The organism is Methylobacterium symbioticum (assembly GCF_902141845.1).
GTDB lineage: Bacteria > Pseudomonadota > Alphaproteobacteria > Rhizobiales > Beijerinckiaceae > Methylobacterium > Methylobacterium symbioticum.
This window is the reverse complement of sequence record NZ_CABFPH010000003.1, coordinates 22,326-47,608: the sequence shown is the minus strand read 5'-3', so window position 1 is coordinate 47,608 and position 25,283 is coordinate 22,326. Positions and strand designations below refer to the sequence as shown.

General features: G+C 67.0%; 24 protein-coding genes. 9 read left to right on the top strand and 15 right to left on the bottom strand.

Annotated features, from left to right (window positions below):
* The first annotated feature begins 26 nt into the window (after positions 1–26).
* On the top strand, positions 27–434 hold the full coding sequence (locus MET9862_RS01915; RefSeq protein WP_142581422.1) for a winged helix-turn-helix transcriptional regulator: 408 nt from the start codon (positions 27–29) through the stop codon (positions 432–434).
* Between the two features lie 347 nt (positions 435–781).
* Here MET9862_RS01915 and MET9862_RS01910 read toward each other — a convergent pair whose 3' ends face one another.
* The 5 genes from MET9862_RS01910 to MET9862_RS01890 all read right to left on the bottom strand — a co-directional run bounded on the left by MET9862_RS01910 (position 782) and on the right by MET9862_RS01890 (position 4,117).
* Positions 782–1,672 (bottom strand): cyclase family protein, encoded by an 891-nt coding sequence (locus MET9862_RS01910; RefSeq protein WP_142581421.1) that lies wholly within the window; start codon positions 1,670–1,672, stop codon positions 782–784.
* A 116-nt stretch (positions 1,673–1,788) separates the two neighbouring features.
* On the bottom strand, positions 1,789–2,391 hold the full coding sequence (locus tag MET9862_RS01905) for an SRPBCC family protein (protein WP_185156718.1): 603 nt from the start codon (positions 2,389–2,391) through the stop codon (positions 1,789–1,791).
* Between the two features lie 75 nt (positions 2,392–2,466).
* Complete coding sequence (locus MET9862_RS01900) at positions 2,467–3,309, bottom strand: nitrilase-related carbon-nitrogen hydrolase (RefSeq protein ID WP_142581419.1); 843 nt, start codon at positions 3,307–3,309, stop codon at positions 2,467–2,469.
* Between the two features lie 3 nt (positions 3,310–3,312).
* Entirely contained in the window at positions 3,313–3,603 is a 291-nt protein-coding gene (locus MET9862_RS01895; RefSeq protein ID WP_210248081.1) for a cupin domain-containing protein, read from the bottom strand.
* Between the two features lie 115 nt (positions 3,604–3,718).
* A complete protein-coding gene (locus MET9862_RS01890) occupies positions 3,719–4,117 on the bottom strand; it encodes a cupin domain-containing protein (protein ID WP_142581417.1) in 399 nt (132 codons plus the stop codon).
* A gap of 107 nt (positions 4,118–4,224) precedes the next feature.
* On the opposite strand from MET9862_RS01890, the gene MET9862_RS01885 reads away from it, so the two are divergent.
* Positions 4,225–4,857 (top strand): helix-turn-helix domain-containing protein, encoded by a 633-nt coding sequence (locus MET9862_RS01885; protein WP_185156717.1) that lies wholly within the window; start codon positions 4,225–4,227, stop codon positions 4,855–4,857.
* A 53-nt stretch (positions 4,858–4,910) separates the two neighbouring features.
* On the opposite strand, the gene MET9862_RS01880 is transcribed toward MET9862_RS01885, so the two are convergent.
* The 4 genes from MET9862_RS01880 to MET9862_RS01865 are packed head-to-tail and all read right to left on the bottom strand — an operon-like array spanning position 4,911 to position 10,843.
* Positions 4,911–7,199 (bottom strand): xanthine dehydrogenase family protein molybdopterin-binding subunit, encoded by a 2,289-nt coding sequence (locus tag MET9862_RS01880; protein ID WP_142581415.1) that lies wholly within the window; start codon positions 7,197–7,199, stop codon positions 4,911–4,913.
* 2 nt (positions 7,200–7,201) lie between these two features.
* Positions 7,202–7,684 (bottom strand): (2Fe-2S)-binding protein, encoded by a 483-nt coding sequence (locus MET9862_RS01875; protein WP_142581414.1) that lies wholly within the window; start codon positions 7,682–7,684, stop codon positions 7,202–7,204.
* The gene (locus MET9862_RS01870; protein WP_142581413.1) at positions 7,677–9,992 is read right to left on the bottom strand and encodes a xanthine dehydrogenase family protein molybdopterin-binding subunit; all 2,316 of its coding nucleotides are present in this window, start codon (positions 9,990–9,992) and stop codon (positions 7,677–7,679) included. The genes MET9862_RS01875 and MET9862_RS01870 overlap by 8 nt, the downstream gene beginning before the upstream one ends.
* Positions 9,989–10,843, bottom strand: a complete 855-nt coding sequence (locus tag MET9862_RS01865; RefSeq protein ID WP_142581412.1) for an FAD binding domain-containing protein — start codon at positions 10,841–10,843, stop codon at positions 9,989–9,991. Before MET9862_RS01865 ends, MET9862_RS01870 begins: the two co-directional genes overlap by 4 nt.
* 394 nt (positions 10,844–11,237) lie before the next feature.
* Between MET9862_RS01865 and MET9862_RS01860 the strand changes: the two genes are divergently transcribed.
* From MET9862_RS01860 to MET9862_RS01830, 7 genes are all read left to right on the top strand, one after another.
* Positions 11,238–12,305: a BMP family ABC transporter substrate-binding protein gene (locus tag MET9862_RS01860; RefSeq protein ID WP_142581411.1), complete on the top strand. Its 1,068-nt coding sequence runs from the start codon at positions 11,238–11,240 to the stop codon at positions 12,303–12,305.
* On the top strand, positions 12,302–13,813 hold the full coding sequence (locus MET9862_RS01855) for an ABC transporter ATP-binding protein (protein WP_142581410.1): 1,512 nt from the start codon (positions 12,302–12,304) through the stop codon (positions 13,811–13,813). The genes MET9862_RS01860 and MET9862_RS01855 overlap by 4 nt, the downstream gene beginning before the upstream one ends.
* Positions 13,813–14,880 (top strand): ABC transporter permease, encoded by a 1,068-nt coding sequence (locus MET9862_RS01850; protein ID WP_185156716.1) that lies wholly within the window; start codon positions 13,813–13,815, stop codon positions 14,878–14,880. The genes MET9862_RS01855 and MET9862_RS01850 overlap by 1 nt, the downstream gene beginning before the upstream one ends.
* Positions 14,877–15,770, top strand: a complete 894-nt coding sequence (locus MET9862_RS01845) for an ABC transporter permease (RefSeq protein ID WP_142581408.1) — start codon at positions 14,877–14,879, stop codon at positions 15,768–15,770. The genes MET9862_RS01850 and MET9862_RS01845 overlap by 4 nt, the downstream gene beginning before the upstream one ends.
* A 12-nt stretch (positions 15,771–15,782) precedes the next feature.
* Positions 15,783–16,454: a cysteine hydrolase family protein gene (locus MET9862_RS01840; RefSeq protein WP_142581407.1), complete on the top strand. Its 672-nt coding sequence runs from the start codon at positions 15,783–15,785 to the stop codon at positions 16,452–16,454.
* Positions 16,455–16,505: 51 nt separating this feature from the next.
* Positions 16,506–18,077 carry a carbohydrate porin gene (locus tag MET9862_RS01835; RefSeq protein ID WP_142581406.1) on the top strand — a complete coding sequence of 524 codons (1,572 nt, stop codon included), beginning with the start codon at positions 16,506–16,508 and terminating at the stop codon, positions 18,075–18,077.
* 845 nt (positions 18,078–18,922) lie between these two features.
* A complete protein-coding gene (locus MET9862_RS01830; RefSeq protein WP_244612521.1) occupies positions 18,923–19,876 on the top strand; it encodes a phenylacetaldoxime dehydratase family protein in 954 nt (317 codons plus the stop codon).
* A gap of 20 nt (positions 19,877–19,896) precedes the next feature.
* Here the strand turns inward: MET9862_RS01830 and MET9862_RS01825 are convergent, their stop codons facing one another.
* From MET9862_RS01825 to MET9862_RS01800, 6 genes are all read right to left on the bottom strand, one after another.
* Entirely contained in the window at positions 19,897–20,280 is a 384-nt protein-coding gene (locus MET9862_RS01825) for a hypothetical protein (protein ID WP_142581404.1), read from the bottom strand.
* Between the two features lie 20 nt (positions 20,281–20,300).
* Positions 20,301–20,990, bottom strand: a complete 690-nt coding sequence (locus MET9862_RS01820) for an ABC transporter ATP-binding protein (protein ID WP_244612520.1) — start codon at positions 20,988–20,990, stop codon at positions 20,301–20,303.
* A 44-nt stretch (positions 20,991–21,034) separates the two neighbouring features.
* Complete coding sequence (locus MET9862_RS01815) at positions 21,035–21,814, bottom strand: ABC transporter ATP-binding protein (RefSeq protein WP_142581403.1); 780 nt, start codon at positions 21,812–21,814, stop codon at positions 21,035–21,037.
* Positions 21,811–22,920 carry a branched-chain amino acid ABC transporter permease gene (locus MET9862_RS01810; RefSeq protein ID WP_244612519.1) on the bottom strand — a complete coding sequence of 370 codons (1,110 nt, stop codon included), beginning with the start codon at positions 22,918–22,920 and terminating at the stop codon, positions 21,811–21,813. The genes MET9862_RS01815 and MET9862_RS01810 overlap by 4 nt, the downstream gene beginning before the upstream one ends.
* A gap of 89 nt (positions 22,921–23,009) precedes the next feature.
* A complete protein-coding gene (locus MET9862_RS01805) occupies positions 23,010–23,927 on the bottom strand; it encodes a branched-chain amino acid ABC transporter permease (protein WP_185156714.1) in 918 nt (305 codons plus the stop codon).
* 49 nt (positions 23,928–23,976) lie between these two features.
* Positions 23,977–25,137 carry a branched-chain amino acid ABC transporter substrate-binding protein gene (locus MET9862_RS01800; RefSeq protein ID WP_142581401.1) on the bottom strand — a complete coding sequence of 387 codons (1,161 nt, stop codon included), beginning with the start codon at positions 25,135–25,137 and terminating at the stop codon, positions 23,977–23,979.
* Positions 25,138–25,283: the final 146 nt, after the last annotated feature.

Here is a 25,283-nt window from a genome sequence, read left to right as displayed (position 1 = left end):
CTGGTTACTTGGAAGGTACCGCCCGCATGAGTGATGAGAACAAGCTGGCCAGCAAGTTCGATGACTGGCAGCGCATGAGGCTCGATCCGACCCGCTGCCCGGTCCGGAACGTGCTCGATCACCTCAGCGACAAATGGACGACCTTGATCGTGATCGCACTGGCCGGCGGTCCCCGGCGTTTCGGCGAGCTGAACCGGTCTATCCCCGATATCTCGAAGCGAATGTTGACGCAGTGTCTGCGTAATCTGGAGCGCGATGGGCTCATCACCCGCCATGTATTCCCAACCAGCCCGCCGAGCGTTGAATATCGTTTGGCGGATCTGGGTCGTTCTCTCCTAGGCCCCCTGGGAGTGTTGATCGAATGGGCAGAAGCCAGTCATCAAAGCGTCCTCGATGCCCGCCTCCGCTTCGATGGGATTCCTCCAAGTACCTGAGAGCGAACGTTCCCAGCGCCCGGAAAGGGTCGGTAGCCGTGGTCCAGGCCCGACGACGCCAATGTCGGCGTGTGCCGCAATATGATCTCATATTACATTATAAAATACTCAATGATTATGTCGAAAATATTTTATCCTGATTTATTTCTTTTCCCATGGATATTATATAATTTTAAAATTACTCAGATCTAATATTCCAACAATTGGCATCAAATATAGAATTTGATGCAGCGAATCGAACAAAGCTCAACGACAATGACAGAAAGGCTCTGTTGAGAAAGCGCATGGCGGCCTCCAATCGGTTTGCCCGGCTCAGAATCCACTTTGAGCCGGGCAGGCTGCAAGGATCAGCGCCCGTCAGGACCACCGCTCATCAATCCTGCGGCAATGCTGCGCGGGCCCAGGACCGCTTTGGCAGCGTCACCGACGGCTTCCACCGCCTCGTCCATGCCGTCGAAACAGACGATCCGGCAGGGGCAGGCTTCGAGCCCATCGTAGCGCCACGGGAAGGCTCCAATGATCGAGCGCTTGTTCAGCATCAGCTCGATGTCGCCGCCGACGTTCTCGGCATGGATCAGCCCTTCCTGGAACGCGTAGGCGTGGAAGGGGAAAATTTCCTCGGTCACGGCGCGGCCCGACCGCTTGTGTGTGTAGCTGTAATCGCCGAAGAACTGATCACAGGTCATCCCAACTTTCTGCTCGAAGCGCTTGGCCAAGTCGGGACGCATGTGCCGGATCGAGGTGTTCATGGCGTGGTCGCCGGAGCCGCAATCGACCCCGAACCATTTGATCTTCTTCGCCAGCATCCATTCGAGAAGCTCGATCTTGCCGCCGGGATGCATGCAGAAGTAGCGCACGAGATCCTGCTGCGGCTTGCCCTCCCAGTAACGATGCCAGCCCGTGTGGAGGATCAGGATGTCGCCCTCGCGCACCTCGACGGGAGCGCTCTCGATCATCTCGGGCGTGATGACGGCCCAATCGTCCATGTGCTGGGAGACGTCGACTACCGCCCCCGGACCGACCAGGAAGTCGAGCGGGTAGGAGGCCATATCGCCCATGCCGTCGGTGCCGTGCATGGCGCCGTCGATATGCGTGCCGACATGCAGGGCCGTGTCGATGCGTTGCGCGACGATCTGCTTGGTCTGCAAGTTCTGCGCGTAGTACATCTTATTGCCGGCGTAACCCACCCATCCAGGGGTGTGGACGTTCATCAGGTGCGACAGGTCGACGATCTTCACGGGTCGATTCTCCTTTCAAAGGGGTTGGTCTGGGCAAAGCTTCGCCGTCGCGGTCCCTCTTGGGCCGACGCTTCGGGCGGGTGTCGGAGCGAGGTCGGGTTCGGCCTATGCCCGTATCAGGCGTTCCGGCCCGCTTCCTTCCTGCGGAACAGCGCGACGATCCAGGCCTTCAGGGAAGCCAGGATCAGGGATGTGCCGCTGACCGGCTTGGTGGGCGGGACAGGGGCGGGCATGGCCTGTGCTTGTCCGGCCGATGCAGCCTCGACGGACGCCAGCGGAGCGAGTTGTGCCTCGGTGTTCTGGACGAAGCTCTGGACCAGGACGCCCGCCACCTCATTGAAGAGGCTGGTACGCCCGAACTGAGCGATCGGGCCCGAGAGCTGGATATCCGCGTCGACCGTGACCTTCGTCGCGTCGCCAGCGGCCTCGCAGGTGCAGGTCATGGCCAGCTTGCCGCGGCTGGCCCCCTTCCGGTCGACGCCCTTGCCGTTTGCCGTCACCGCATGCGTGCCTTCGTCGTAGGTGACCTCGGCCTCGCCCTCGAAACTCGCCTGGAACGGGCCGACCTTCGTCGTCACCCGGCCCGAATGCCGGCCGTCCTCCTTCTCGCCGAGATACTCTGCGCCCGGTACGCAGGCCGCGACCCGGGGGATGTCATGGAAGAAATCCCACACGACCGGGAGGGGACGTCCAACTGTGAAGACTTGAGTGATCTTCAAGGCAGTTCTCCTTCTTGAGCCTTGCTCGAACGGTATCCGGACGCCGCAGGCGTTCGGGCGAGAGTCAGGGAGGATTCAGTAGAGTTCCATTCCGACCCGAAGAGCGTAGACGTCGGTGCGCCGGTCGGCGCGCGGTCTGATTCGGTCCGATCGCTTCTGGGCCGAACGAACCTGCGCCAGATCGACATCGGCGCAAGCGGTGGCCTCGCAATCCTCCGCGAGCGGCCCGGCAAGCAGGTTGCCGAACGGATCGGCGACAAGGGAAGAACCCAGGAACCGGGTCCCGCCCTCGATGCCTGCCTGCGAGGCGCAGGCGACGAAGATCTGGTCCAGATTGGCCTGGAGGACCGCCCCTTGCGCCTGCCCGATCATCGATCCGGGCGCGCGGGCGCCACGATCGAAGCCGCCAACCCAGGCCGTCGGCACCGCCGCAATCTCGGCGCCTGCCAGTGCGAGCCCGCGCAGCACTTCGACGAAGCGCAGATCGTAGCAGACGCACAAGCCAATCCGGCCGATCGGTGTTTCGACGACCGGCAACCCCTTGTCGCCGGGCGTGAAGACCTCCTTCTCGCGGTCGAAGAGATGCAACTTGCGATAATGCAGCCGCAGGCCATCCGGGCCGACCAGGATCGCGCTGTTGTAGAGGTGGTCGCCCTCGCGTTCGCAGAAGCCGCCCGCCACATGGATGCCGTGCGTGCGCGCAAGCCCGGACCAGAGCTCGAGCGTCGGTCCCTGGAGCGGCTCGGCCGCGTCCCGCAGCGTGGCGGGCTCGACCGTGTAGCCGGAGACGATCAATTCGGGCAGGACGACGAGGCTGCACTCCGCTGCCGCCGCCTCCGCGATGGCGGTGCGGCTCCTGGCCCGGTTGGCCTCGACTTGGCCGATCCGGCCGGACAACTGCGCGACGGCGATCCGCATGGCTCAGACTGGCGCCTGCGCGTCCGGCGACAACGCTCCGACCTTCCTGAGAAGCGGCACGTCGGCCGGGCTCGGGCCTCCAACGCTGACGATGCCGACGCCCCTGTCGGCCTTGACCGCATGCTTGATGCCCACCGGCACGTGGACCGCGCAGCCGGCATGGAACGGCAGGCTGACGTCGTTCGTGTAGTCTTGGATCGTGCCTTCGCCTTCCAGAATGAAGATCGTGTCTTCCGACTCGACGTGGATGTGCGGGACGTTCTCTTCCCCCGGCTCCAAGCGGACGTAGTTCATATTCGCAATCCAGGCTCCGATTCCGGGCCAGACGACGAACCGGGCATCCTTCGAGATGAGCGGAAGACGCAGCGATGGGGTATCGCGATGGAAGACTCGAATCGCCATGACCGACCTACTTGGAGGCACGAAGGGTCGCGTAGAGGTCCGGATCCGCCGGGCATGGGCCGCCCAGAAGGCGCATGCCCGAGATGCCATCCGCCGCGAACATGTAGGTATCGCCGCGGTCGATATGGACCATCGCGCCTTCCGTCAGCTCGGATACGACGCCCGCGGCGACATCCGTAACGGTGCCTTTGCCGGACACGATGTAGTATACGCTGTCGGATGAGTGCTGCAGGGGAATGGTCTTTCCGGACAAATCCAGAGAAATGAGGTGAAAGGTCCTGTATATCGCCCCGTTTCCGGGCCACATCACGACATGCGCATTGCCGCCGCCTGTCACGATCGGTATCTCAGGACAGTCGACCGCACTGTCGATGACGCGGACGGTTCCCGCCGGGTTGGAGGTCATACCGCATTTCCGTTTTTTAATTCCACTCAAACTGTTTTGCATGTATGAAAAACTCGCGCAAGCGGAAATGCTTGCTGCGCGGCGGCCAATCCCGAGGAACCCGAGGCATGAAACGAGACACCCCGCAGTTGGAGCGCCCGCCGGAGGAGCCCCTTGCCGCGACTGCGGCGGAGATCGCCGAGAGCACTGCGGCGACGCTCGCGGCGATCGGCCTGCGCATCCGGGAGGCCCGCAACGCCCGTAGCATGACCCTGCAGGCGCTCGCCGCCGCGTCTGGCCTCAGCACCTCGATGCTCAGCCTGGTCGAGCGGGGCCGCGCCTCGCCGTCCATCGGATCGCTCGTCGTCATCGCGAGCGCGCTCGGCATCACCATGTCGGAACTCGTCGCAAGCGAGCCGACCTCGGAGGAGAAGCTGGTGGTGCGGGCGAGCGAGCCGCCCGCCATCGAGACGGCCCAGCACGTGATCCGCCGCCTGATGCGCGACGACCGCGCCCGCGGCGTCACCGTGGCGGTGAACGAGTATCAGCCCCACACCGGCAGCAACGACCGGCCCGTCACCCATGCCGGGTTCGAGTACGGCTACGTGCTTGAGGGCCGGCTGACGGTGGAGGTCGACGGAGCGGTCTACATCCTCAACCCCGGCGACATGATCTCCTACCTGTCGCAGCGTCCGCACCGGATCTGGAACCACGGATCCACGCTCGTGCGCACTCTGTGGTTCAACATCGACCGGCAGTAGGAGGGCACTGCGAATCGGCGAGCGCGCGCCGCTTCGGATGCCGGGAAACGGCCTCATCGCTTGGCGGACGCCGTCAGGGCCTCGTGGAGGGCGAGCGGGGTGATCGGCAGGCGCGTGACTAGACCGGGATGCCCGAGCGCGTCGTCCACTGCTGAGGCGATGGCGGCGCCGGCAGCGGTCAGGCCGCCCTCGCCCGCTCCCTTCACCCCGAGGGGGTTGAGTGGGCTCGGCGCATCCTCGCGCAGCAGCACCTCGATCGGCGGCGCCTCGCGGCTGGTCGGCATCAGGTAATCCGCGAAGCTGGTGGCGAGCGGCTGCCCGTCCGCGTCGTAGACGAACTCCTCCAGGAGCGCGCCGCCGATCCCCTGCACGGCTGCGCCGACGATCTGCCCCTCGACGAGCATGGGATTGACGGCCCGTCCGATGTCGTAGGCGACGAGGTAGCGCTCAACCGTGACGCCGCAGGTCTCCCGGTCGATGCGGACCTGGGCCACGTGCACCCCGTAGGGGTAGTTCATGTGGCTGGTCTCGAAGAGGCCTTCCCCCGTCAGGCCCTCGCCCGACTGGGCGGCGATGCCAGCGAGATCGACCGATGCTGCGGTCTCCGAATGGTGGAAGGCGCCATCGCGGTAGGTCAGCAGGGCGGGCTCCGCCTGGAGCAGGCGTCCCGCCACCACCCGGGCTCGCCCGAGCAGATCCTCCGAGGCGAGCTTGACGGCCGAGCCGGTCATCACCGTCACGCGGGACGCGAAGGCCCCGAAGCCGATCGGGATCTCGCGGGTCTGGCCGTGGATCACCGCCATCCGCGCGATCGGCACCTGCAGCGTCTCGGCGCAGATCTGCGCCATCGCCGTCTCGACGCCCTGGCCGATGGAGCAGGCACCTGTCACGATGCGGATCGCACCGTCCGGGCCGAGGTTCACCCGCGCGAGGTCGCGGGGCCCAAGGCCGCTCTTCTCCACGAAGACGGCAAGCCCGAGGCCGACCGCCTCGCCGCCGGCCCGCCGGGCCGCGAGATCCGCCTTCAGGGCCGGATAGCCGAGATGGTCGAGGGTACGGTCCAGAAGGTCGCGATACTTGCCCGAATCGTAGACGACATGCGTGCCAAGCGCGTCGATGCCCCGGTCGAAGGGCATCGACGTCTCGGGGATCAGGTTGACCCGGCGCACGGCGACCGGATCGAGGCCGAGGCGCCGGGCAATGGCGTCGATCAGGCGCTCGCGGGCAAAGGTGGTCTCGTAGCGGCCGGGCGCCCGGTAGGTGCCGCACGGCGTCTTGTTGGTGAGGCGGATACGCCCCTCCACCCGGTAGGCCGGGACGATGTAGGGGCCCGGCAGCAGGGCGGCGGCGAGGTCCGACACGGTGGCACCGTGGGTGCGGATGTAGGCGCCCTGGTCGGTGAAGAAGCACACGTCGAGGCCGAGGATGAAGCCGCGCGCATCCACCGCCGCCCGCATCCGGTGGCGCTGGTCGCGGGAATGGTTGGCGGCCATCAGGTGCTCGCGCCGGTCCTCGATCCAGCGCACGGGCCGGCGCAGGCGTAGGGCGGCGGCGCAGACCAGCACGTCCTCGGGGTAGATCTCGCCGCGGATGCCGAAGCCGCCGCCGACATGGCTCTCGCTGAGCTGGAGCAAGTCCGGCTCACGGCCGAGCATCCGGGCGATCGCGTCGCGGTTGTAGTGCACGACCTTGGCGGCGCCGTGCAGGGTCAGGATGTCGGTGTCGGGGTCGAGGATCGCCACCGCCCCGCGCGTCTCCATCGGGACGCCGGAATGGCGGCCGATGGCGACATCGAGCTCGACCACCGCATGCGCGGCGGCGAAGGCCGCCTCGACGTCGCCGTAGCCCTTACGCAGGACCGCCGGCTCGGTGCGCAGCCCGGCATCTTTCCCCGGCGCGAACGCCCCCGGCTCGTCGAGCGGGTCGAGGCGCGGCGCGAGGTCGTCGATCTCGCAGAAGACGAGATCGGCGGCGTCCTCGGCTGCATAGGCATCCTCGGCGAACACCACCGCGACGGGTTCGCCGACATAGCGGACGAAGTCGCGGGCGAGCACGGGCTGACGGTAAGGCTCCAGGCCGTCGACCCGGGTCATGCGGAAGTCGATCGGTGGAAGCTCGGTCAGGTCCGCCGCGGTCCAGACGGCGAGCACGCCGGGACAGTCGAGCGCCGCGCGCGTATCGATATCGAGGATGCGCCCGAAGGCGATCGGAGAGCGGACGACCCGCATCGTCACCTGTCCGGGAAAGGCGATGTCCGCGGCGAAGCGGCCGGCGCCCGTCAGGAGGGGGTGGTCTTCCAGGCGCTTCGGCGAGCGGCCGATGCTGTAGCTGGTGCCGTGCATGGTCAGACGCCCGCCCGCATGTCCTGGAGCGCCAGGGACACCGCCTTGGCGATGTTCTGGTAGCCGGTGCAGCGGCACAGGTTGGACGACAGGACGTCTATCATCTCCGCCTCGTCGATCGTCGGGTCGGCCTCGAACGCGCCGGCCGCGAGCATCAGGAAGCCCGGCGTGCAGAAGCCGCATTGCAGGCCGTGCTGTTCCCAGAAATGGCGCTGCAGCGGATGCAGCGCCTCGCCCTCGGCGAGGCCCTCGACCGTGCAGACGGCCAAGCCCTCCGCCTGGACGGCGAACATCAGGCAGGAGCGGACGGGGCGGCCGTCGACAATGACGGTACAGGCGCCGCAGACTCCGTGCTCGCAGCCGAGATGCGTCCCGGTCAGTCCGCAATCCTCGCGCAGGGCGTCGGCCAGCGACTTCCGGGGCTCGACCGTGACGGGGTAGCTCTGTCCGTTAACGTTGAGGGTGATCGCGAGCCTGTCATTCATGGCGGTTCTCCCGGGCGGAGCGGATGGCGGCGCGGATGCGCTCAGGCGTGGCGGGGGTCTCGTTGATCGCGACGCCGAAGGGCGCGAGCGCGTCGACGATGGCGTTGACGATCGCCGCCGGCGCGCCAATCGTCCCGCCTTCCCCGACGCCCTTCGCCCCGGTCAGGGTGGCGTCGGAGATCGTCTCCATGTGGATGATCTCGATCTTCGGGATCTCGTTGATCGTTGGCGGCAGGTAGTCGGCCAGCGAGGCCGTCAGCAGGTTGCCGTCGGGATCGTAGATCATCTCCTCGTACAGCGCGTTGGCGATGCCCTGGGCGACGCCGCCGTGGATCTGCCCGTCGACGATCATTGGGTTGATCAGGCGCCCGGCATCCTCGACCACGAGGAAGCGCTCGATCCGGACCCCGCCGGTATCCACATCCACCTCGACCTCCGCCACGTGGCAGGCATTCGAGAAGGTGCCGAACGGATCGTAGAAGGCGGTCTGGCGCAGCCCGCCCTCCAGGTCTGAGAAGAGGTGGCTGCGGTGGTGGGCGGCCCGGGCGATCTCGCGGATCGGGGTCGAGCGGTTCGTGCCCCTGACCCGGGCGAGGCCGCCCTCCAGGTCGATCTCGGCCTCCGTCGCCTCCATCAGGCAGGCGGCGACGGCGCGCAACTTGGCCGCGACCTTGGCCGAGGCGAGCTTCGAGGCGCCCCCGGCGATGACCATCGAGCGGCTGGCGAAGGTGCCCCATCCGTAGGGCGTTCGGTCGGTGTCGCCCGAGATTACACGGACCTGGGACGGCACGACTCCCAACTCGTCCGCCACGAGCTGTGCCAGGGCGGTGGCGAGGCCCTGGCCGTGCGGCGAGGCGCCGATGCGGAGCTCCAAGTGCCCGGACGGATCGAGGGCGCAGTCCACCTGCTCGTAGCCCGGCACGATCGCCATGCCGCGGGCGGCGTAGGCCGGCGTGCCGTAGCCGGTGCGTTCGCTGAAGACCGAGATGCCGAGGCCAAGATAGCGTCCCTGCGTCAGCGCTTCCGCCTGACGGCGCCGGAAGGCGGGCAGGTCGACCGCGGCGACGGCAGCCTCCATCGCGGCGATGTAGGAGCCCGCGTCGTAGACGAGCCCGGTGGGTGAGCGGTGCGGGAAGCTGTCGATAAGGTTGCGGCGGCGGATCTCGATCGGGTCAAGCCCGAGGCGCCGGGCGGCGTCCTCCATCAGCCGCTCCATGGTCAGGGTGAGCATGGGGCGGGCGACCCCGCGATAGGGCGCCATGGTGCAGGTGTTGGTGGTGACCCCCCGCGAGCGTGCTCCGTATTCGAGCACCTTGTAGGGCCCGGGCAGCTCGGCGAAGGCCATCAGCGGCTCGACGCCGCAGGTGACCGGATAGCAGGAGAAGGCGCCGACATTGCTGCGCAGATCCGCCTCCAGCCCGAGGAGGCGGCCCTGCGCGTCGAAGGCGCCGCGCACCGTGAAGGCCTGGTCGCGGCTATGGGCCGAGGCGAGGAAGTTCTCCCGGCGATCCTCGATCCAGGCCACGTCGCGCTTCAGGTGTCGGGCGAGCCAGACGAGCGCCACGTATTCCGGGAACAGGGACATCTTCTGCCCGAAGCCGCCGCCAACATCGGGGGCGATCACCCGCAGATCTGCCTCGGGGCAGCCGAGCAGGTCGGCGAGCCCCGTGCGCAGCATGTGCGGCATCTGCACCGAGGCGTGGAGCGTCGTGCGCCGGTCGCGCTGGTCGTAGCGCGCCACGCCGCCGCGGGTCTCCATGGGCATGGCCGACTGGCGCCGCGAGCGCAGATCGAGTTCCACGACGGCCGCCGCGCCCGCGAAGGCCGCGTCGAGCCCCGAGGTGCGCATCCGTCCCTCCACGAGGACGTTGCCGGGGGCTTCGGGGTGGGTCGGGACAGCATCCGGGCGCAGGGCGGCGTCGAGGTCGACCACCGGCTCCTCCGGCTCGATATCGAGGAAGATCTGCTCGGCGAGATCCTCGGCTGCGGCGGCCTCGTCCGCGACCACGAAGGCCACAGCCTGCCCGGCGAAGCAGACACGGTCGGACGGCAGGACCGGCTGGCCCACGGCAACGTAGTCCGGCCGTTCGAGGACCGGCCGGATCTGACCGACATCGGAGAGATCCGCCGCGGTGTAGACGGTCACGCCCTCCGGGGCCTCGATCCCGAGGATGCGCCCGCGGGCCACGGGGCTGCGCACGAAGCGGATATGGGCCGCATCCTGGGCGAGATCGGCCACGTAGTGGCCGTGGCCGCGCAGGAGCGTCGGGTCCTCAAGGCGGGGAAGCGAACGGCCGATCCAGTTCACGCGGCCGCCTCCGCCAGGGCCCGCGCGACCATCGCGGCGATCAGGTCGCGCCGGTACTCAGACGAGGCGTGGATGTCGGCGCTGGGCTCAACGGCGCGGCTCGCCTCCGCCCCGGCGGCGCGGAAGATGGACTCGGTCGCCTCCCGGCCCACCAGCGCCGCCTCGACGGCGTGGAGGCGGATCGCCCTGTCGGCGACGCCGCCGATGCCGAGGCGGGCAGCGCGGATCACGCCGCTTTCGACGCGCAGCACCGCGAGCGCCATCGCCAGAGCGAAATCGCCCGCGCGCCGGGAGAACTCGGAGAACCCGCCGCGCCAGCCCGCATCGAGGAGAGGCAGGCGGATCTCGGTGATCAGCTCGTCCGGCTCCAGGGCCGTCGTGAACGTCCCCTTGAAGAAGGCGGAGGCCGGGATGCTGCGCGCGCCGCGCAGGCTCCGCACCGAAATCTCCGCATCGAGCACCGTGGCGGTCAGGCACCATTCGGAGGCGGGATCGGCATGGGCGAGGCTGCCGGCGAAGGTCCCGCGCTGGCGGATCGGATAATGCGCCACGTGCTCGACAACCCGACTCAGGAGGGTCCCGAGCGGCCCGTCGACCACTGGCCGGTGGAAGGCTGCGTGGCGGGTCAGCGCGCCGACGCGCAGATGCCCGCCCTCGACCCGGAGGTAGTCCAGTTCGGCAATCCGGTTGACGTCGATCAGCACGCCCGGACGCGCGAGGCGGAAGTTCATCGCTGCTACGAGACTCTGGCCGCCGGCCAGCACTTTTCCGTCGGCGCCGTGCGCGTCGAGCAGGGCCAGCGCGGCGACAACGTCGGTCGGTCGGTGGTAGTCGAATGCTGCCGGCTTCATTTTGATACTGTTAAAAATCTAGTCAGGGATAGGCCGGTTCCAATTCCCTGTCCAGTGGCACAGCTCGGTCCCTCCGTCTTAGCGATCGGCAAGAAAGTTCCTCTCTGCCCAATTTGTCATCGCTGTGCGCCCCCGCTTTCAGATCACCGATATGTGATGACAAGCCAGTGGGCATCGATCCGCGATATTTCACAGGGGGATCCTCTGCGCACCGGCGCGGATACGGCCCTCGTCAAAGCCTGCCTCCCCTGGCGAAAAACCACATCCTGGCGTTGAGTGAGACGGACCTGCCGAACTCAAAGGCATCTCTGCCGTACTATTGTGCATGAAATCTCTTTGAAAAAACCCGCCCATGTTTTAATATCATAAAAATCAGCAGGCACGGAGGTTGTTGATGCGGGCTCAAATTTTCGGCGCGGCGCTTCTGACTCTGGCCGCCTCTCTCTCGCCTGCTGGGGCCGACGAGCCGCTCAAGGCGGGCTTCCTGTATGTGGGGCCGCGGGCCGATGCCGGCTGGACGGCCCGGCATGACGAGGCGCGCCGCTGCCTGGAGGCGGCGGGCATCAAGACAACCTTCGTGGAATCGGTTCCGGAAGGGCCCGACACGGCGCGGATCGAGCAGGATCTGATCGGCCAGGGCTACAAGGCGATCTTTGCGACCGCCTTCGGCTACCAGCCCTTCACCCAGAAGGTCGCCAAGCAGAACCCCGACACGCACTTCTTCGGCATCGCGCCGACCATCGCACCGGGTGCCAACATCCAGAACGTCTACGGGAAGCTCTGGGACGGGCGCTACCTGAACGGCATCGTCGCCGGCCGGATGACGAAGACGAACAAGATCGGCTTCGTCGCCGCCCAGCCGATCCCGCCCGTGATCGCCGGGATCAACGCGTTCGCGCTCGGCGTGCGCTCGGTCAACCCGAAGGCGACCGTCAGCGTGGTGTGGACCCTGTCGTGGTTCGACCCTCCGGCGGAAAAGCAAGCCGCCGTGGCCCTCGTGGAAGCCGGCAACGACGTGATCGCTCAGCATCAGGACACGGCCTCCGCCCTGCAGGGCGCGATCGAGAAGGGCGCCTTCGCCATCGGCTCAGAATCCGACATGTCTGCGATCGGCGGGGACAAGGTTCTGACGGGAACGGTCTGGAACTGGTGCGAGCTCGACAAGAGGCTGATCAAGTCCGTGCAGGACAAGGCCTTCAGGCCCGGCGACTATTACGGCGGCCTCGACGACGGCGTGGTCGGCCTGGCGAAGATGTCACCGCTGGTTCCGACCGAGGTGGCCAAGCTGGTCGAAGAGAAGCGCACGGCGATCGCTGGCGGCACGTTCGATTATTGGAAGGCGCCGCTGAAGGACAACAAGGGCAATGTCGTCCTGTCCGAAGGCAAGGCCCTCGGTCTGCCCGACATCCAGAAGATGCGCTGGCTCCTCGAGGGCGTCTCCGGCGCGGTCCCGCAGAAATGAACGCGGGCTTCCCCATCCCCCTGCAGGTGAACGGAGCCACCGCGCCGCTGTGCCGCCTGCAGGGCGTGACCAAGAGCTTCGGCAAGCTCGTCGCCAACGACGACGTGTCCTTCTCGGTCATGCCCGGGGAGGTGGTGGCGCTGCTCGGCGAGAACGGTGCCGGCAAGTCCACGGCCATGAACGTCCTGTGCGGCCTGTACCTGCCGGATGCGGGAACGGTCGAGGTCGACGAGCGCCCGATGGCGCTCGGGTCTCCGGCCGCCTCCGTCGCCCGGGGGATCGGGATGGTACACCAGCAGTTCAAGCTGGTGCCGTCGCTCACCGCCTACGAGAACGTCTCCTTGGCGGTGGACCGAGGCCGGGTCTGGCAGCGCAGGCGTCCCTCCGACGAGGTGCGGCGGCTCATGGCCGAGGTCGGTTTCGATCTCGACATGGGCAAGCCGGTCTGGCGCATGAGCCTCGCCGAGCGGCAGCAGTTGGAGATCCTACGGGTTCTTGCACAGGGCGCCCGCATCCTGATCCTCGACGAGCCGACATCGGTGCTCTCGCCGCTGGAATCGGAGCGCCTGTTCATGCTGGTGCGCCGCATCGTCGCCCGCGGCCGCTCGGTGATCCTGATCTCCCACAAGCTGTCGGAGATCCGGCAGGTGGCCAGCCGGCTCGTCGTGATGCGGGGCGGCCGCGTGGTGTTCGAGGGCAGCGCGGCCGGCCGCAGCTCCGAGGAGATCGCGGGGCTGATCGTGGGCACGCGCAGCGTCTCTCTCGCCGCCCGCCCGGCCTCGGCACCGGGACCGGAGAGACTCGTCGTCGAGAACTTGCGCGTCACCGGCCATTCCGGGCGGGACAGCGTCCACGACGTCAGCTTCAAGGTCCGCGGCGGCGAGCTCGTCGCCGTAGTCGGGGTCGCCGGCAATGGGCAGGCCGAGCTTCTCGACGCGATCGGCGGGCAGAAGCCCCCGTCCGCAGGTCGCATCGTCGCGTCCGGGAGTCGGAAGGGCCGCGGCTTCGCCTTCATCCCGGCACAGCACCTCGGTGTCGCGCTGGCGCCCGGCCTCAGCATCGAGGACAACGCCCTCCTCGGCGTGCACCGGCGCAAGCCCTTCTCCGTCTGGCTGCGGCGCCGGGAGGTCCGTCGCCATTGCGGCAGGGTCCAGGATACGTTCGGCGTCGTCGCCGACCCGGATTCGGCGATCCGGCGCCTGTCCGGCGGCAATCTCCAGCGCATCGTCCTCGGGCGGGAGCTGGTCGGCGACCCCGACCTGATCGTGGCGAGCTACCCCACCCGCGGCCTCGACATCGCCGCAGCGGCCCAGATCCGCAACGCCCTGATCGCGCGGGCGGCGGCCGGCGCCGCCGTGCTGATGGCGAGCGAGGAACTGGAAGAATGTCTGGCGATCGCCACGCGCATTCTGGTGATGAGCGGCGGCCGCATCGTCCTCGACCGAGCGACCGCCCAGACCAGCCTCAACGAGATCGGGCGCTTCATGACGGCAGCGGAGGCTTCCTGATGCGTGTGCGCCTCGAACCGCGACTGACGGATCCGACCCTAGCCGCCTACGCCCTACGTGCGGCGGTGGGTGGCGGCCTCGCGCTCGCCCTGTCGGCGGGCCTCCTCGCCCTCTCCGATCATCCTCCGGCCTCCGTGCTCGATGCCCTGGTCCGCGGCGCCTTCGGCTCCTGGCCGGCCGTGCAATCGACCCTGAGCAAGGCCGTGCCGATCGGCCTCTGCGCGGTTGGGATCGCCCTCGCGTCGCGGGCGAACCTCATCAATATCGGCGCCGAGGGGCAGTTCTTCTTCGGGGCCTTCGCGGCCACCGGCATCGGCCTCTGCCTCCCCGAGGACACCGCCCACCCCCTGGCCGTGGCGCTGGTGCTCGGCGCCGGCCTGCTCGGCGGGGCGGCCTGGGCGGCGCTGGCAGCCATCCCGCGGGCGGTGCTCGGCATGAGCGAGATCCTGACGACGCTCATGCTGAACTACATCTGCCTGCTCTGGATCAACTACCTGGTGCGCGGCCCCTGGGCGGACCCGCTGACCTTCTCGTTCCCCTACTCGCCGCCGATCCTGGATGCCGGGCAGCTCGGTCCCGTCTTCGGCGCGATCCAGGGCGGCTTTCCCGTCCTCCTCGCGGCGGTCGCCCTGCTCGCGGTTGTCGATTCCGGCACGCGCTGGGGCTACGAGCTGCGGGTCGCGGGCGATGCCCCCGAGGCCGCGCGCTACAGTGGCATCAACGCCGCCTGGATCGTGATCTCGGGGCTGTGCGCGTCGGGAGCGCTGGCGGGCCTGGCCGGGGCGATCGAGATCTCGGCGACCACCGGCCGGCTCCAGACCGGGCTGTCCCCCGGTTACGGCTTCATGGGCGTGCTGGTCGCGTGGCTGGCCGGGGGGCGGCCCCTGCCGATCCTTCTGGTCTCGATCCTCTATGCCGGCCTCCTGAACGGCGGCTTTAGCCTGCAGATTGCCCACATCCCCGGCGCGATCAGCACCGTCCTCCAGGCGACCATCCTCATCTGCATCCTCGGAGCCGGCTCGCTGGCCCGCTACCGCATCCGCATCGTCCGGAGCACCACCGCATGAGCGCGAGCGATCCAAGCCTCCTCCTGCTCGGGGCCGCTCTCGTTTCGGCGACGCCGATCCTCTACGCGGCGCTTGGGGAGCTACTCATCGAGCGGGCGGGTGTCCTGAACCTCGGGATCGAGGGCACGATGCTGGTCGGCGCCGTGGCCGCCTTCATGGTGGCCCACGGGACGGGCTCGGGCCTCGCCGGCATGGGCTGCGCCGTCCTGGCGGCGGCGGCCTTCGGCGGCCTCTTCGCGGCCCTGGTGGTCGGCTTGCGCCTCAACCAGGTGGTCACGGGACTCGCCATGACGATCCTCGGATCGGGCCTCTCCGCCTTCCTAGGGCAATCCTATGTGGGGCTGACTCTCGGTGAGGCCGGGGCCGCCTCGGCGGCGGCGAGCGGCGTCTACGTCGCCGCGGCCCTGGCCTGTGCGGTGATCGCCGCCCTGTTCCTTCGGCATACCCGGCCCGGACTGCTCCTGCGCACGCTCGGCGAGAACCCGGCGGCGCTCGATGCCCTCGGCCTGCCCGTGGTGCCGCTGCGCGGCCTGTACGTGGTCCTGGGCTCCGGCCTCATCGGGCTCGGCGGGGCCTTCATCTCCGTCGTCCTCACCCCCTCCTGGATCGAGAACATGACGGCGGGGCGCGGCTGGATCGCCCTCGCCCTGGTGATCTTCGCCCGCTGGCGGCCTCTCTGGATCGTGGCCGGGGCCATCCTGTTCGGCCTGATCGACGCCTACCGCTTCCGGGCGCAGGTCGGCGGCGCGAGCTGGATCGACCCGCACTTCCTCAACATGCTGCCCTACGTGGCGACCCTTGTCGTCCTCGGTCTTCAGAGCCGCCGGCCGGCGCAAGGAGCCGGAACCCCCACCCTCCTCGGCGTCGCCTACGACCGCGAGCGCAGATAAGGAGCCCGCGCCATGAAGAGCTACATCGACGGCGAGCTGCGGGAGCTCGGCCCGGAATTCTCCGAGTTCTTCGACCGGAGCCGCACCGCCATCGTCTCCATCGACCTCCATCGCGGTCATCTCGAGGACGATCCGCTCTGCCCCTGTCCAGCGCCCCGGGCCCGGGACGTCGTCGCCCCGGTCGATGCCTTCCACGCGAAGGCCCGCGACCTCGGTGTCCCGGTGATCCACGTCCGCAGCACCCTGCGGGCGGGCGGGGTCGACGACGTGGCCGGGCGCAAGTCGGCCTGGCGCCTCGTCTTCCCGCTGCATGTCGGCGCCATCGGCAATGCCGACGCCCACGCCATCGAGGGAACGCGCTGGACCGAGTTCGTCACCGAGGTCGACGCGCGCGACCTCATCGTGTCCGGCAAGAAGCGCCTGTCGGCCTTCTACCCGACCGACCTCGACTTCCTGCTGCGCAACATGGGTGTCGGCACCCTCGTCCTCGACGGGTGCCTCGCCGATTGCTGCGTGCTCAACACCGCCTTCGACGCCTCGAACCTCGGCTACCGGGTGGTCGTCCCGCGCGACCTCGTGGCCGGCACCAATCCGCATCTCGAAGATGCCGCGATGCGGATCATCGCCATGCATGTCGGCCTCGTCACGGACGGCGCCGCCCTGCTCGACGCCTGGCACCCATAAGCCGGACCAACGGCCGCCAGCCCGACTGACACTCACAACCGGGGTTTGACCATGCTTGCTTTCGTGCGCTCAAATATTAGGCTTATTGTCCTAAATCTTCTGGCTGGCACCAGTGTCCTCGGATTCGCGTCGCAGGCGGCGGCCCAGGACGCTGCGGCCCGGCAAGCGGCGCTGCAGCCGGAGGCCACGGCGGAGCGGCTGCTCGACGCGCGGAGCGCGCGCCCGATGCGGCGCGGCGACGACCGGCACACGGCCCTGCGGCGGCCGAAGGGACCGCCCGGACGGATCATCCGCAACATCAATCCGCAGATCCAGCCTGCCGTCACGCAGCCGGGCCCGGTCCGCCCCCTTCCCGTCGGGCCGCTCGCGCCCATCGGCGCCGCGGCGGAGGCCGCCGGCATCAACCTGCATCTGCTGTTCATCGACGCGTACTACAACAATTTCGACATGGGCGTGATCAAAGGCATCAGCGCCAATACGGGCCTCTTGATCGCCGGCGCCGATTTCGACATGGGCCGGATCGCCGGCATCAACGGCGGCACCTTCCATGTCCTGGAGACGGTCCACACCCTGCGGACCCACATCAACAACTTCGCGCCGGCCTATGGCGACCTGACCGCGGGCTTCGAGCCCGTCTTCCCCGCGACCGCCAGCCAGTTCTCCGTCCTCAGCTACGAGCAGAAGCTCCTGGACGGCGCGATGACCGTCGAGGTGGGCCGCAGCAATCCGAACCGCGCCTTCAACCTCCCGATCCAGGGCAACTTCGTCAGCAACTGGAACAACGTCTGGTATCAATCGGCGGGCGTGAAGGTCCCGACGCTGGCCTCGTGGATGGCCCGCGTCTCGTACAACATCACCCCCGCCTGGTATGTCCAGGCGGGCGCCTACGAGGACAATCCCCGCGCCGTCTTCCAGTACGGGTTCGACTGGGATACCCGGACTTCCACCGGTGCCCTCGCGCTGGCCGAGATCGGCTACAAGACCGATTTCACGACGACGCTCTATCCGAACCGTTTCGAGCTGCTCGGCTTCTACAATTCCTCGCAGCGGACCGACCCGGCCTTCTCGGCGCGCGGTCGCTCCATCGTGTTCAATCCGACCGATCCCGCGCGCACGCAGGACGGTAGCGCCGGCTTCATCTTCAACGCGCAGAGCGTAGTGTGGCGGGCCGACGGGGGTACCGAAGCCGGGAACCTCCATCCGACGTCCTTGGTCGCCTTCGCCAGCGTCTCCGCGGCGCCCTACGGCATCGTCCCGGTGACGGCTGAGGCCTATGGCGGCTTCACCCTCCAGTCGCCACTCCAGAGCCGTCCCTATGACAGCATTGGCGTGAAATTTCACTGGACGCAGCTCTCCAACTCCGAACAATCCTTCTTACAGATGTCCAACATCGCCGCAGGCGGCGCGGGCTACTTCAAGTCGAGGAACAGCTTCGCTTACGAGCTGAATGCCCACATTCAGATTGCCCAGTACATCGCGATCGAACCTACGATCCAGTATTTCCAGAACGCCAATAATTTCTACAACCCGCGCAGCACGCGGGTGGCACGCGATGGCTTCTTCTTCGGCGGGACGCTACAGGTCGCGGTCGGGCAATTGCTCGGCCTTTCATCGGCGCCGTGAAGTCTCAGAGCCTCTCACAAAATTCCCGCTGCGCTGTCGTGCCCAGAGGGAGATCTCCCGGCCACCGGGAGTTTTGTGAGAGGCTCTTATTCGCAGATATAAACGATCTGTCTGCTCGAAGGCGGAGGGATATCTTATTGTATCCCATCGAGACAGCCTATCTTCGCAGGGTCAGACGATCGAATGCTATTTATGAGTATTTAAAATATGATTCTGAGATTTGATTTATGATACATATACATTTAATATATCAGCAATTTGGCGCAGATGTCAGCGTATTGACATCATACGCAGGCTCGCTCAACTAGCTTTCACACGTCTACGCGCGGCTGGCGTGGGCACCGTTCGGCCTGACTCCTTAGCTGCTACCTCGACGGTTGCTACTTTCGCTTCGGAGCCTTGGCCGGAACGGGCTGAATAACGGCGATGAGCGCAAATCTGAAGGCCCGCTTCCTGACCAAAGGCCAAGGACCGCTTATGGCGCGAAGCGGACTGAAGCATGGCATGTACCATGCTCGGGATAGCCGGCCCGCTGACCGAGCGCAGGTTTAGCAGTCCCGTGGAACCGTCGAGTTGGCATTTTTGCACGCACGGTTGCACCATTTCGGTCGTGAGCCTGCGGTCGGATCCTGGCATCCTTCGGCTCAGATCAAAATATCGCGGATATCCTGATGGACGCCGGGCCTGAGGTTGCCGAAGAATTGTACAGAGGCGGGCGCGTGTTGGATGCCGCGCCAACCGAAGCCTTCGGTCCTCGTGAGCGGCTTGCACCGCTGCGCAAGCCGCCGGGTTTCGTACCTGCGGTCCAACGTTGGTCGTTCCTGCTCCCGGAAGGCGAGGCAGGGATGCATATCGCCTTCTTCGGAGCCCAGGCGTCGTCGGACGCCGAACTCGACCATCATCCGATGCGGGGTTGGATCGGGGACCGGCTCACGGCTCATGCCGATGGTCCGACCTGCTTCGACCACGCCCGCTCCCGTCTCGCCAGCGGGCGCGTGGAGCACGTCGTCTGCGCCTATTGGGTCTCATCGGCCCGCTTCGAGGCCTGGGCCGCGGATGCCGAGGTGGAGCGTTGGTGGCACGAGCCGGAGCGGCTGGCCGGACCGTACGGCGCTTGGCGGGAAGTCCTGTGGGTTCCGCGCGACCGGCAGGAGAGCATCTACTGGAAGGACTATCCCGCCGGCCTGATGTCAAGCCCGGACATCGCGATCTTTCCGACCCCCTATTGCGGCTATTACGGCGCCATGCGCGACCGGCTGCCCGCGGCCGCGATCGATCCGCTCGACACGCCGGAGGACGCTGGCCTCGCGCCGCAGCCGGCGCGGAACGGCTTCGGGGAACACTGGTCGGTCCGGCCGCCGCAAAACCTGGCACTGATCCGTTCGGCCAACACCTGGGGGCGCATGGACGACGAGCAGCGTGCGGATTACGACGCCAAGCTGCGCGGCCCGCTCGGAGCCGGCATGGACTACCTCGCGGGCAATCCGCTTCCCACCGGTTGCGCCTGCATGCGCTGGCAAGACACGACGGACACGGACGGCGTGCGAAAGCCGGAGGCCCACGCCCACGCCTACTTCCTGTCGCTGCGCCACATGGAGCGCTGGGCCGAGGATCACGCCACGCACGCGGCGATCTTCCGCGCGGCCATCCAGCGCTACCGCCACTACGGCCCACGGAACCAGCTCCGGACATGGCACGAGGTCTTCGTCCTCCCGGAGGAGGGTCAGCGCTTCGAATATGTGAATTGCGATCCGGGAACCGGCCTTCTGCCCTGGTTCGAGGCGGAGCGGCTCGCCTGAACGCCAGCGGGACCTGGGCTTCAGGTCCCTTCCCAGCCCTCCGCCAGGGCATCGAGGGCCCGCAGCCGGCGCTCCATGCCCGCGATCTCTTCTCTGACGAGGGCTTCGCTTCGGAGATGATCCGCGTCCATCCGGATCCATGCGGACAGAAGGCCTGCCACCCCGATCACCTCCCGGTCGACGAGCGTGTCGGAAGTGGATCCGACGATGACGATGCCGCGCACCCAGGGACACCCCCGCAGCACGGCCGATGGGATCGGCACTTGGGCGGTGACGACGATCTCATGGCCGCCGAGGACGCGCGCGAGGTCCACGTCGCGACCTATCAGCCCGGACGGATGCAGCCCGACGGAGTCCTCCGCCTTACCGAGGCCAGGTGGAGCACAGAGCCAGACCGCGCTCACCCCGGAGCCTCCGCTTTTCCTTAGTGGACGCCGAAATAGGCCTTGTGCAACTCCGGATCCTCCCGGAGCATTCGCGTCTCGCCTGCGGCAACGACGCGCCCCTGGGAGAGCACGTAGCCATGATCGGCGACGTCCAGTGTCTGCCGCACATTCTGCTCGACAAGAAGGATCGTCAGGTCCATCGCCTTCAGGTGACGCACGATCGCGAAGACCTCCGACACGAACAGCGGCGACAGGCCGAGCGATGGCTCGTCGAATACGACGAGTTCGGGATCGGTCATCAGCCCGCGCGCGATCGAGAGCATCGAGCGCTCTCCGCCTGACAAGGTGCCTGCCAGCTGAGCTCGCCTCTCCTTGAGTCGCGGGAAGATCGCGAACATTGCCTCCATGCGTTCTGCGACCTTGCGCGGCTGCGCTTCAAGAAGGCCACCGACCTGGAGGTTCTCCGCGACCGTCATACGCGGAAGCACCCGGTTGCCTTCCGGGACGACGCCGATGCCGAGCGCCACGATCCTGTGGGGCGGCATGCCGGCGAGACTCGCCCCGCCGAAGGCAATCGCTCCGGCCCGCACGCGGTTCAGCCCGAGGATGGTCCGGATGAGGGTGCTCTTGCCGGCGCCGTTCGCGCCGAGGATGCAGGTGACCTCGCCGGGCCGCACCTCGATCGAGACCTCCTTGAGCACGTCGGCCCGGTCGTAGCCCGAAGTCACCCGGGCGACCGAGAGTTGCCGCGTGGCGGCCCTGCGTGTCGTGCTCAATGGCCGCTCCCAAGATAGGCGGTCTGGACGTCGCGATCCTCGATCAAGGCCTCGAAAGAGCCTTCGAAGATCTTGCGGCCGAAATTGAGGACGATGCAGCGGTTCGAGACGCGGCGGATCACGTCCATCTCGTGCTCGACGAGGATCACGGCGAGGTCTGGGGATTCGCGACGGAATTCGAGCAGATCGTCCATCAGCCGCCGCGTCTCCTCCGGCGTCATGCCTGCCGAGGGTTCATCGAGCAGCAGAAGGCGCGGGTTCGCGATGAGTGCCCGGCAGATCTCGATGCGCCTCCGGTCGATCATGGTGAAGCTGCCCGCCGGCTCGAACAGGGCCGTGGCAATGGCGGGGTTGAAGCGGTTTGCGAGCTGCCGAACCTGATCGACCAGGGCGTCGATCTCCTCACGCAGCCTACGGCGGCGGAAGAACTGGGCCGCGAGGCCGAGATGCCGATGCCGCAGGGCACCCAGAGCGATGTTGTCGAACACGCTCTGGTCGAGCATCAACCTGCAGTGCTGGAACGTCCTCGCCACGCCGGCCCGCCCGATCGCCTGGGGCGATTTGGCGAAGATGTCTTCATCGGCCAACGCGGCCGCTCCCGCGGAGGGACGGTAGAGCCCGGTCAGGACGTTGAAGAAGGTCGTCTTGCCCGAACCGTTGGGACCGACGAGACCAATCGTCGTGCCGCGCTCGACAGCGATGTCCAATCCGTCCAGGGCGACCAGGCCGCCGAAGCGCATCGTCAGACCGGAGCAGGCGAGCAGGGGGGCGGTCATGCTTCGACTCCGTCCCGGCTGCCGAGGACGCGGAGCGGACGTGGCAGCAGACCACCCGGGCGGAAGCGCAGGATCGCGATGACGACGGCGGCGAAGATCAGCAGCCGGTACTCCTGGATCGGCTGGAGCTTCTCGGGCAGGGCCAGAACCACGGCCGAGGCCGCCACCGTGCCCCAGAGATTGCCGAGGCCTCCGAGCACGACGATCGAGATCAGCGTCAGGGACTCACCGAAGCCTGCACCGTTCGGGTTCACGAAACCGTTCATCATCCCGTACAGGGCGCCGGCGACGCCGATCATCGCATTGCCGATCAGGAAGGCGGTGGCCTTCCAGCGGGCAGGCGACAAGCCGAAGGTCGATGCGGCGATCGGATCAGTCCGCACCGCATCGATCGCGATGCCGATCCAGGACAGCTCCAGACACCGTGCGGCGAGGAAGGCCATGCCGAAGAGGGCGGCCGCAGCCAGAGCGTAGGGCAGGTAGAACGAAACCTCGATGCCGGCGATGGAGGTGATCGTGCCGAAGTCGAAGCCGAACGGTGCGAAAGCTGGGATCTTCATGCCCTGCGGACCGCCGAAGGTGTCGTTCACCTCCAGAAGGTTGCGCAGAAGGAGACCGAAGGCGATCGTGACGAGCGCCACGTAGTGGCCCCGCGTCCGCAGGACCGGCAGCAGAAGCACGAGGCCGAGAACGCTCGTCACGGCTCCGCCTGCGGCGAGGACCAGCAGGTGCGGGAGTGCCGTATGTCCGGTGAGGACCGCGGCTGTGTAGGCACCGAGCGTGAAGAAGGCCGCCGCAGCGAAGTTGGCGATGCCGCCGAAGGCCATCTGGATGTTGAGGCCGACGCACGCAGTGGCGGAGAGCGCGACCGTGGCGACCATCAGGAGGGCGAAATGCTCTTCGCGGAAAGTCCAGAGCACGACCAGGGTCGCGATCACGGCCGTTGCGTTCGCAACGCTCCGCTCCGCCCGGCAGGCGGCGGCAACGGCGCGCCCCGGCTGCGTGCGGTCGAGGACAACGAGGACGGCCAGGAACCCGACCAGGATCGTCACGATCTCCCATTCGCGCTCGGCGCCGAGGAGCCACGCGAGGCCCGCGAAGGCCAAGGCCGGGATCGCAACCGCGGCGGCACGTTTCGGAAGTCCGTTTCCGGGCATCGGAGCTCCGGCGATCCGGATGTCTGCGAGGGGCATGGTCAGACTCGCTCGCTGGCGCGTTCGGAGATGAGGCCGGTGGGGAAGAGGCCGATGAGAGCGATCACGACGGCGAAGGCGGCGACGTCCTTGTAGGCGCTGGCGGAGGGGACGGTGATCGTCACGAGGGTCTGCACCCCGGCGAACAGGAAGCCGCCGAGGATCGGGCCCAGCAGACTGCCCAGGCCGCCGACGACGGCGGCGGCGAAGCCGATGACCCCGAGAACGAGGCCCATGCTGAAGTTGATCTCGCGGTAGTAGAGGCCGAGCATGCAACCCGCCACGGCCGCGAGCGCCGAACCCAGGGCGAAGGTCCCGAGGACTGTGCGGCGAAAATCGATGCCCGAGAGGCAGGCCACTTCGGGATCCTGAGCGACGGCGCGGATCGCGAGCCCGAGGCGCGTGCGAGTGACGAGGTGGTGCGTCGCGACGACGACGGCCAAGCCGGCCAGCAGGATCGTCACGCTGTCGATCCCGACGCTGAAGGATCCGATCTCGATTCGCCGGTCCGGCAGAAGGGCCGGAAACGGCTTCGGGTTGCCGCCGTTTGGTACGCCCAGGCGAATGGCTTCCCGCAGGATGGTCCCGGCCATCAGGGTGATGAGCAGGACGTTGACCGGAGGTGCGTTCCGCAGCGGCAGCACCAGCGTGCCGCCGATCACCATGCCCGCCGCCATGCTGGCCGCGATGGCCGCGAGCAGTCCCAGGACCAGGGCGAGGCCGGGCAGGGGAACGACGGAGCCGACGAAGGCGATCGCACCGAGCGCGGCGAAGGCGCCGAGCGTCACGACGTCTCCGTGCGAGAATTTGATCACGTCCAGCACGCCGAAGAACAGCGAGAAGCCGAGTGCGATCATCGCGTAGATGACACCCAGCATCAGTCCGTTGAACAGATGCTGGGCCAGGAAGCCGATATCCATCATGTGCTCCGAAGGCCCGCTGAGATGGCGGATGACCTGCGATCCGGAATTACCGCCCCGCGATGGTGCGTTTGCCGGCCGCGTACTCGCTGTCGGGCCAGAAGACCCATTTCCCGCCCTGCGCGACATAGACGTTCGCGGTCACGATGTTCTGGCGATGATCGTCGAAATTGATCTCGCCGATCAGGGACGGTCGGCCCTTCGTAGCGTTCAGTTCCGCGGTGATCTTCGCACGATCCGGACCGACCTTCTCGACGGCGTCCATGATCAGGTTCGCGGCGCTGTATGCGAAGGGACCGTAGGCATCCGGATCCTCGCGGAAACCGGCCCTGGCATACGCGTCGGCGAAGGCCTGTCCGTCCGCGTATTTCGAGAGAGGAGCGCCGTTGTGGAAGGAGATCGTCCCTTCCGCGGCGGCCCCCGCACCTTCGAGGAATCCCGCCGTCATGATGCCGGAGACGCCTGCCATGCGGGCATCGACACCGAGCCGCTCCATCTGCGAACGGACTCGGACGCCGAGCGGCGTCAGACCTCCGACGAAGATCATGTCGGGCTTGAGCTCCTTGATGCGGGTCAACTCAGCCGTGAAGTCCTGCTGATCGGGGCTGACGGGGAAAGTTGCGACGATCTCGCCGCCCGCGGGCTTCAGATATTCCGAGAAGTATTTGTTCTGGCCCTTGCCATAATCGGTCGTATCGTGGACCACGGCAAACGTCTTGAAGCCACGCGCGGTCAGGAACTGGGCCGCGAGCTTGCCCTCGTTGATCATCGTCCCGTTCACGCGGTGAATCTGCTTGTAGTCGTTGCCGTAGGTGATGTCCGGCAAGATCGCGCCCCAGACCACCACAGGGAGCTTGAAGCGCGCATAGGTGTCCACCGTCGCGATGCCGACGGCCGAACAGTAGTGCGTGACGCCGGCTACAATGGCGCGATCCGCAGCGGCTTTCGTCGCCACTTGGACTCCGATATTCGGCTTGCACTCGTCGTCGAAGGGGACAAGCTCATAGGCAAATTTCGCCTTGGGATCAGCATTTCTGAGCTGCACGGCCAGCATCGAGGAGTTTCGCCCTCCGACGCCCGCGGCAGCATTGCCGCCGGTCAGGGGGCCGATGAAGGCGATCTTGACCGTGTCTTTGGCCTCTGCGGGCGACAGCGCGGCTACGATGAGCGCTGCTCCAGCGATTAGTGCATTCGTCAACGACCGGCGCATTCGATTCTCCTCGGGAACGATATCAACGACCCTTAGGCATTTTATGATATGTATTTAGTCGATAGATTTGATTCTATATCCGATATTCGCAAAGAATGATCGCGAAAAATCCGCTCGGATGGCAATATTCCAAGTCTTTTCTCAGG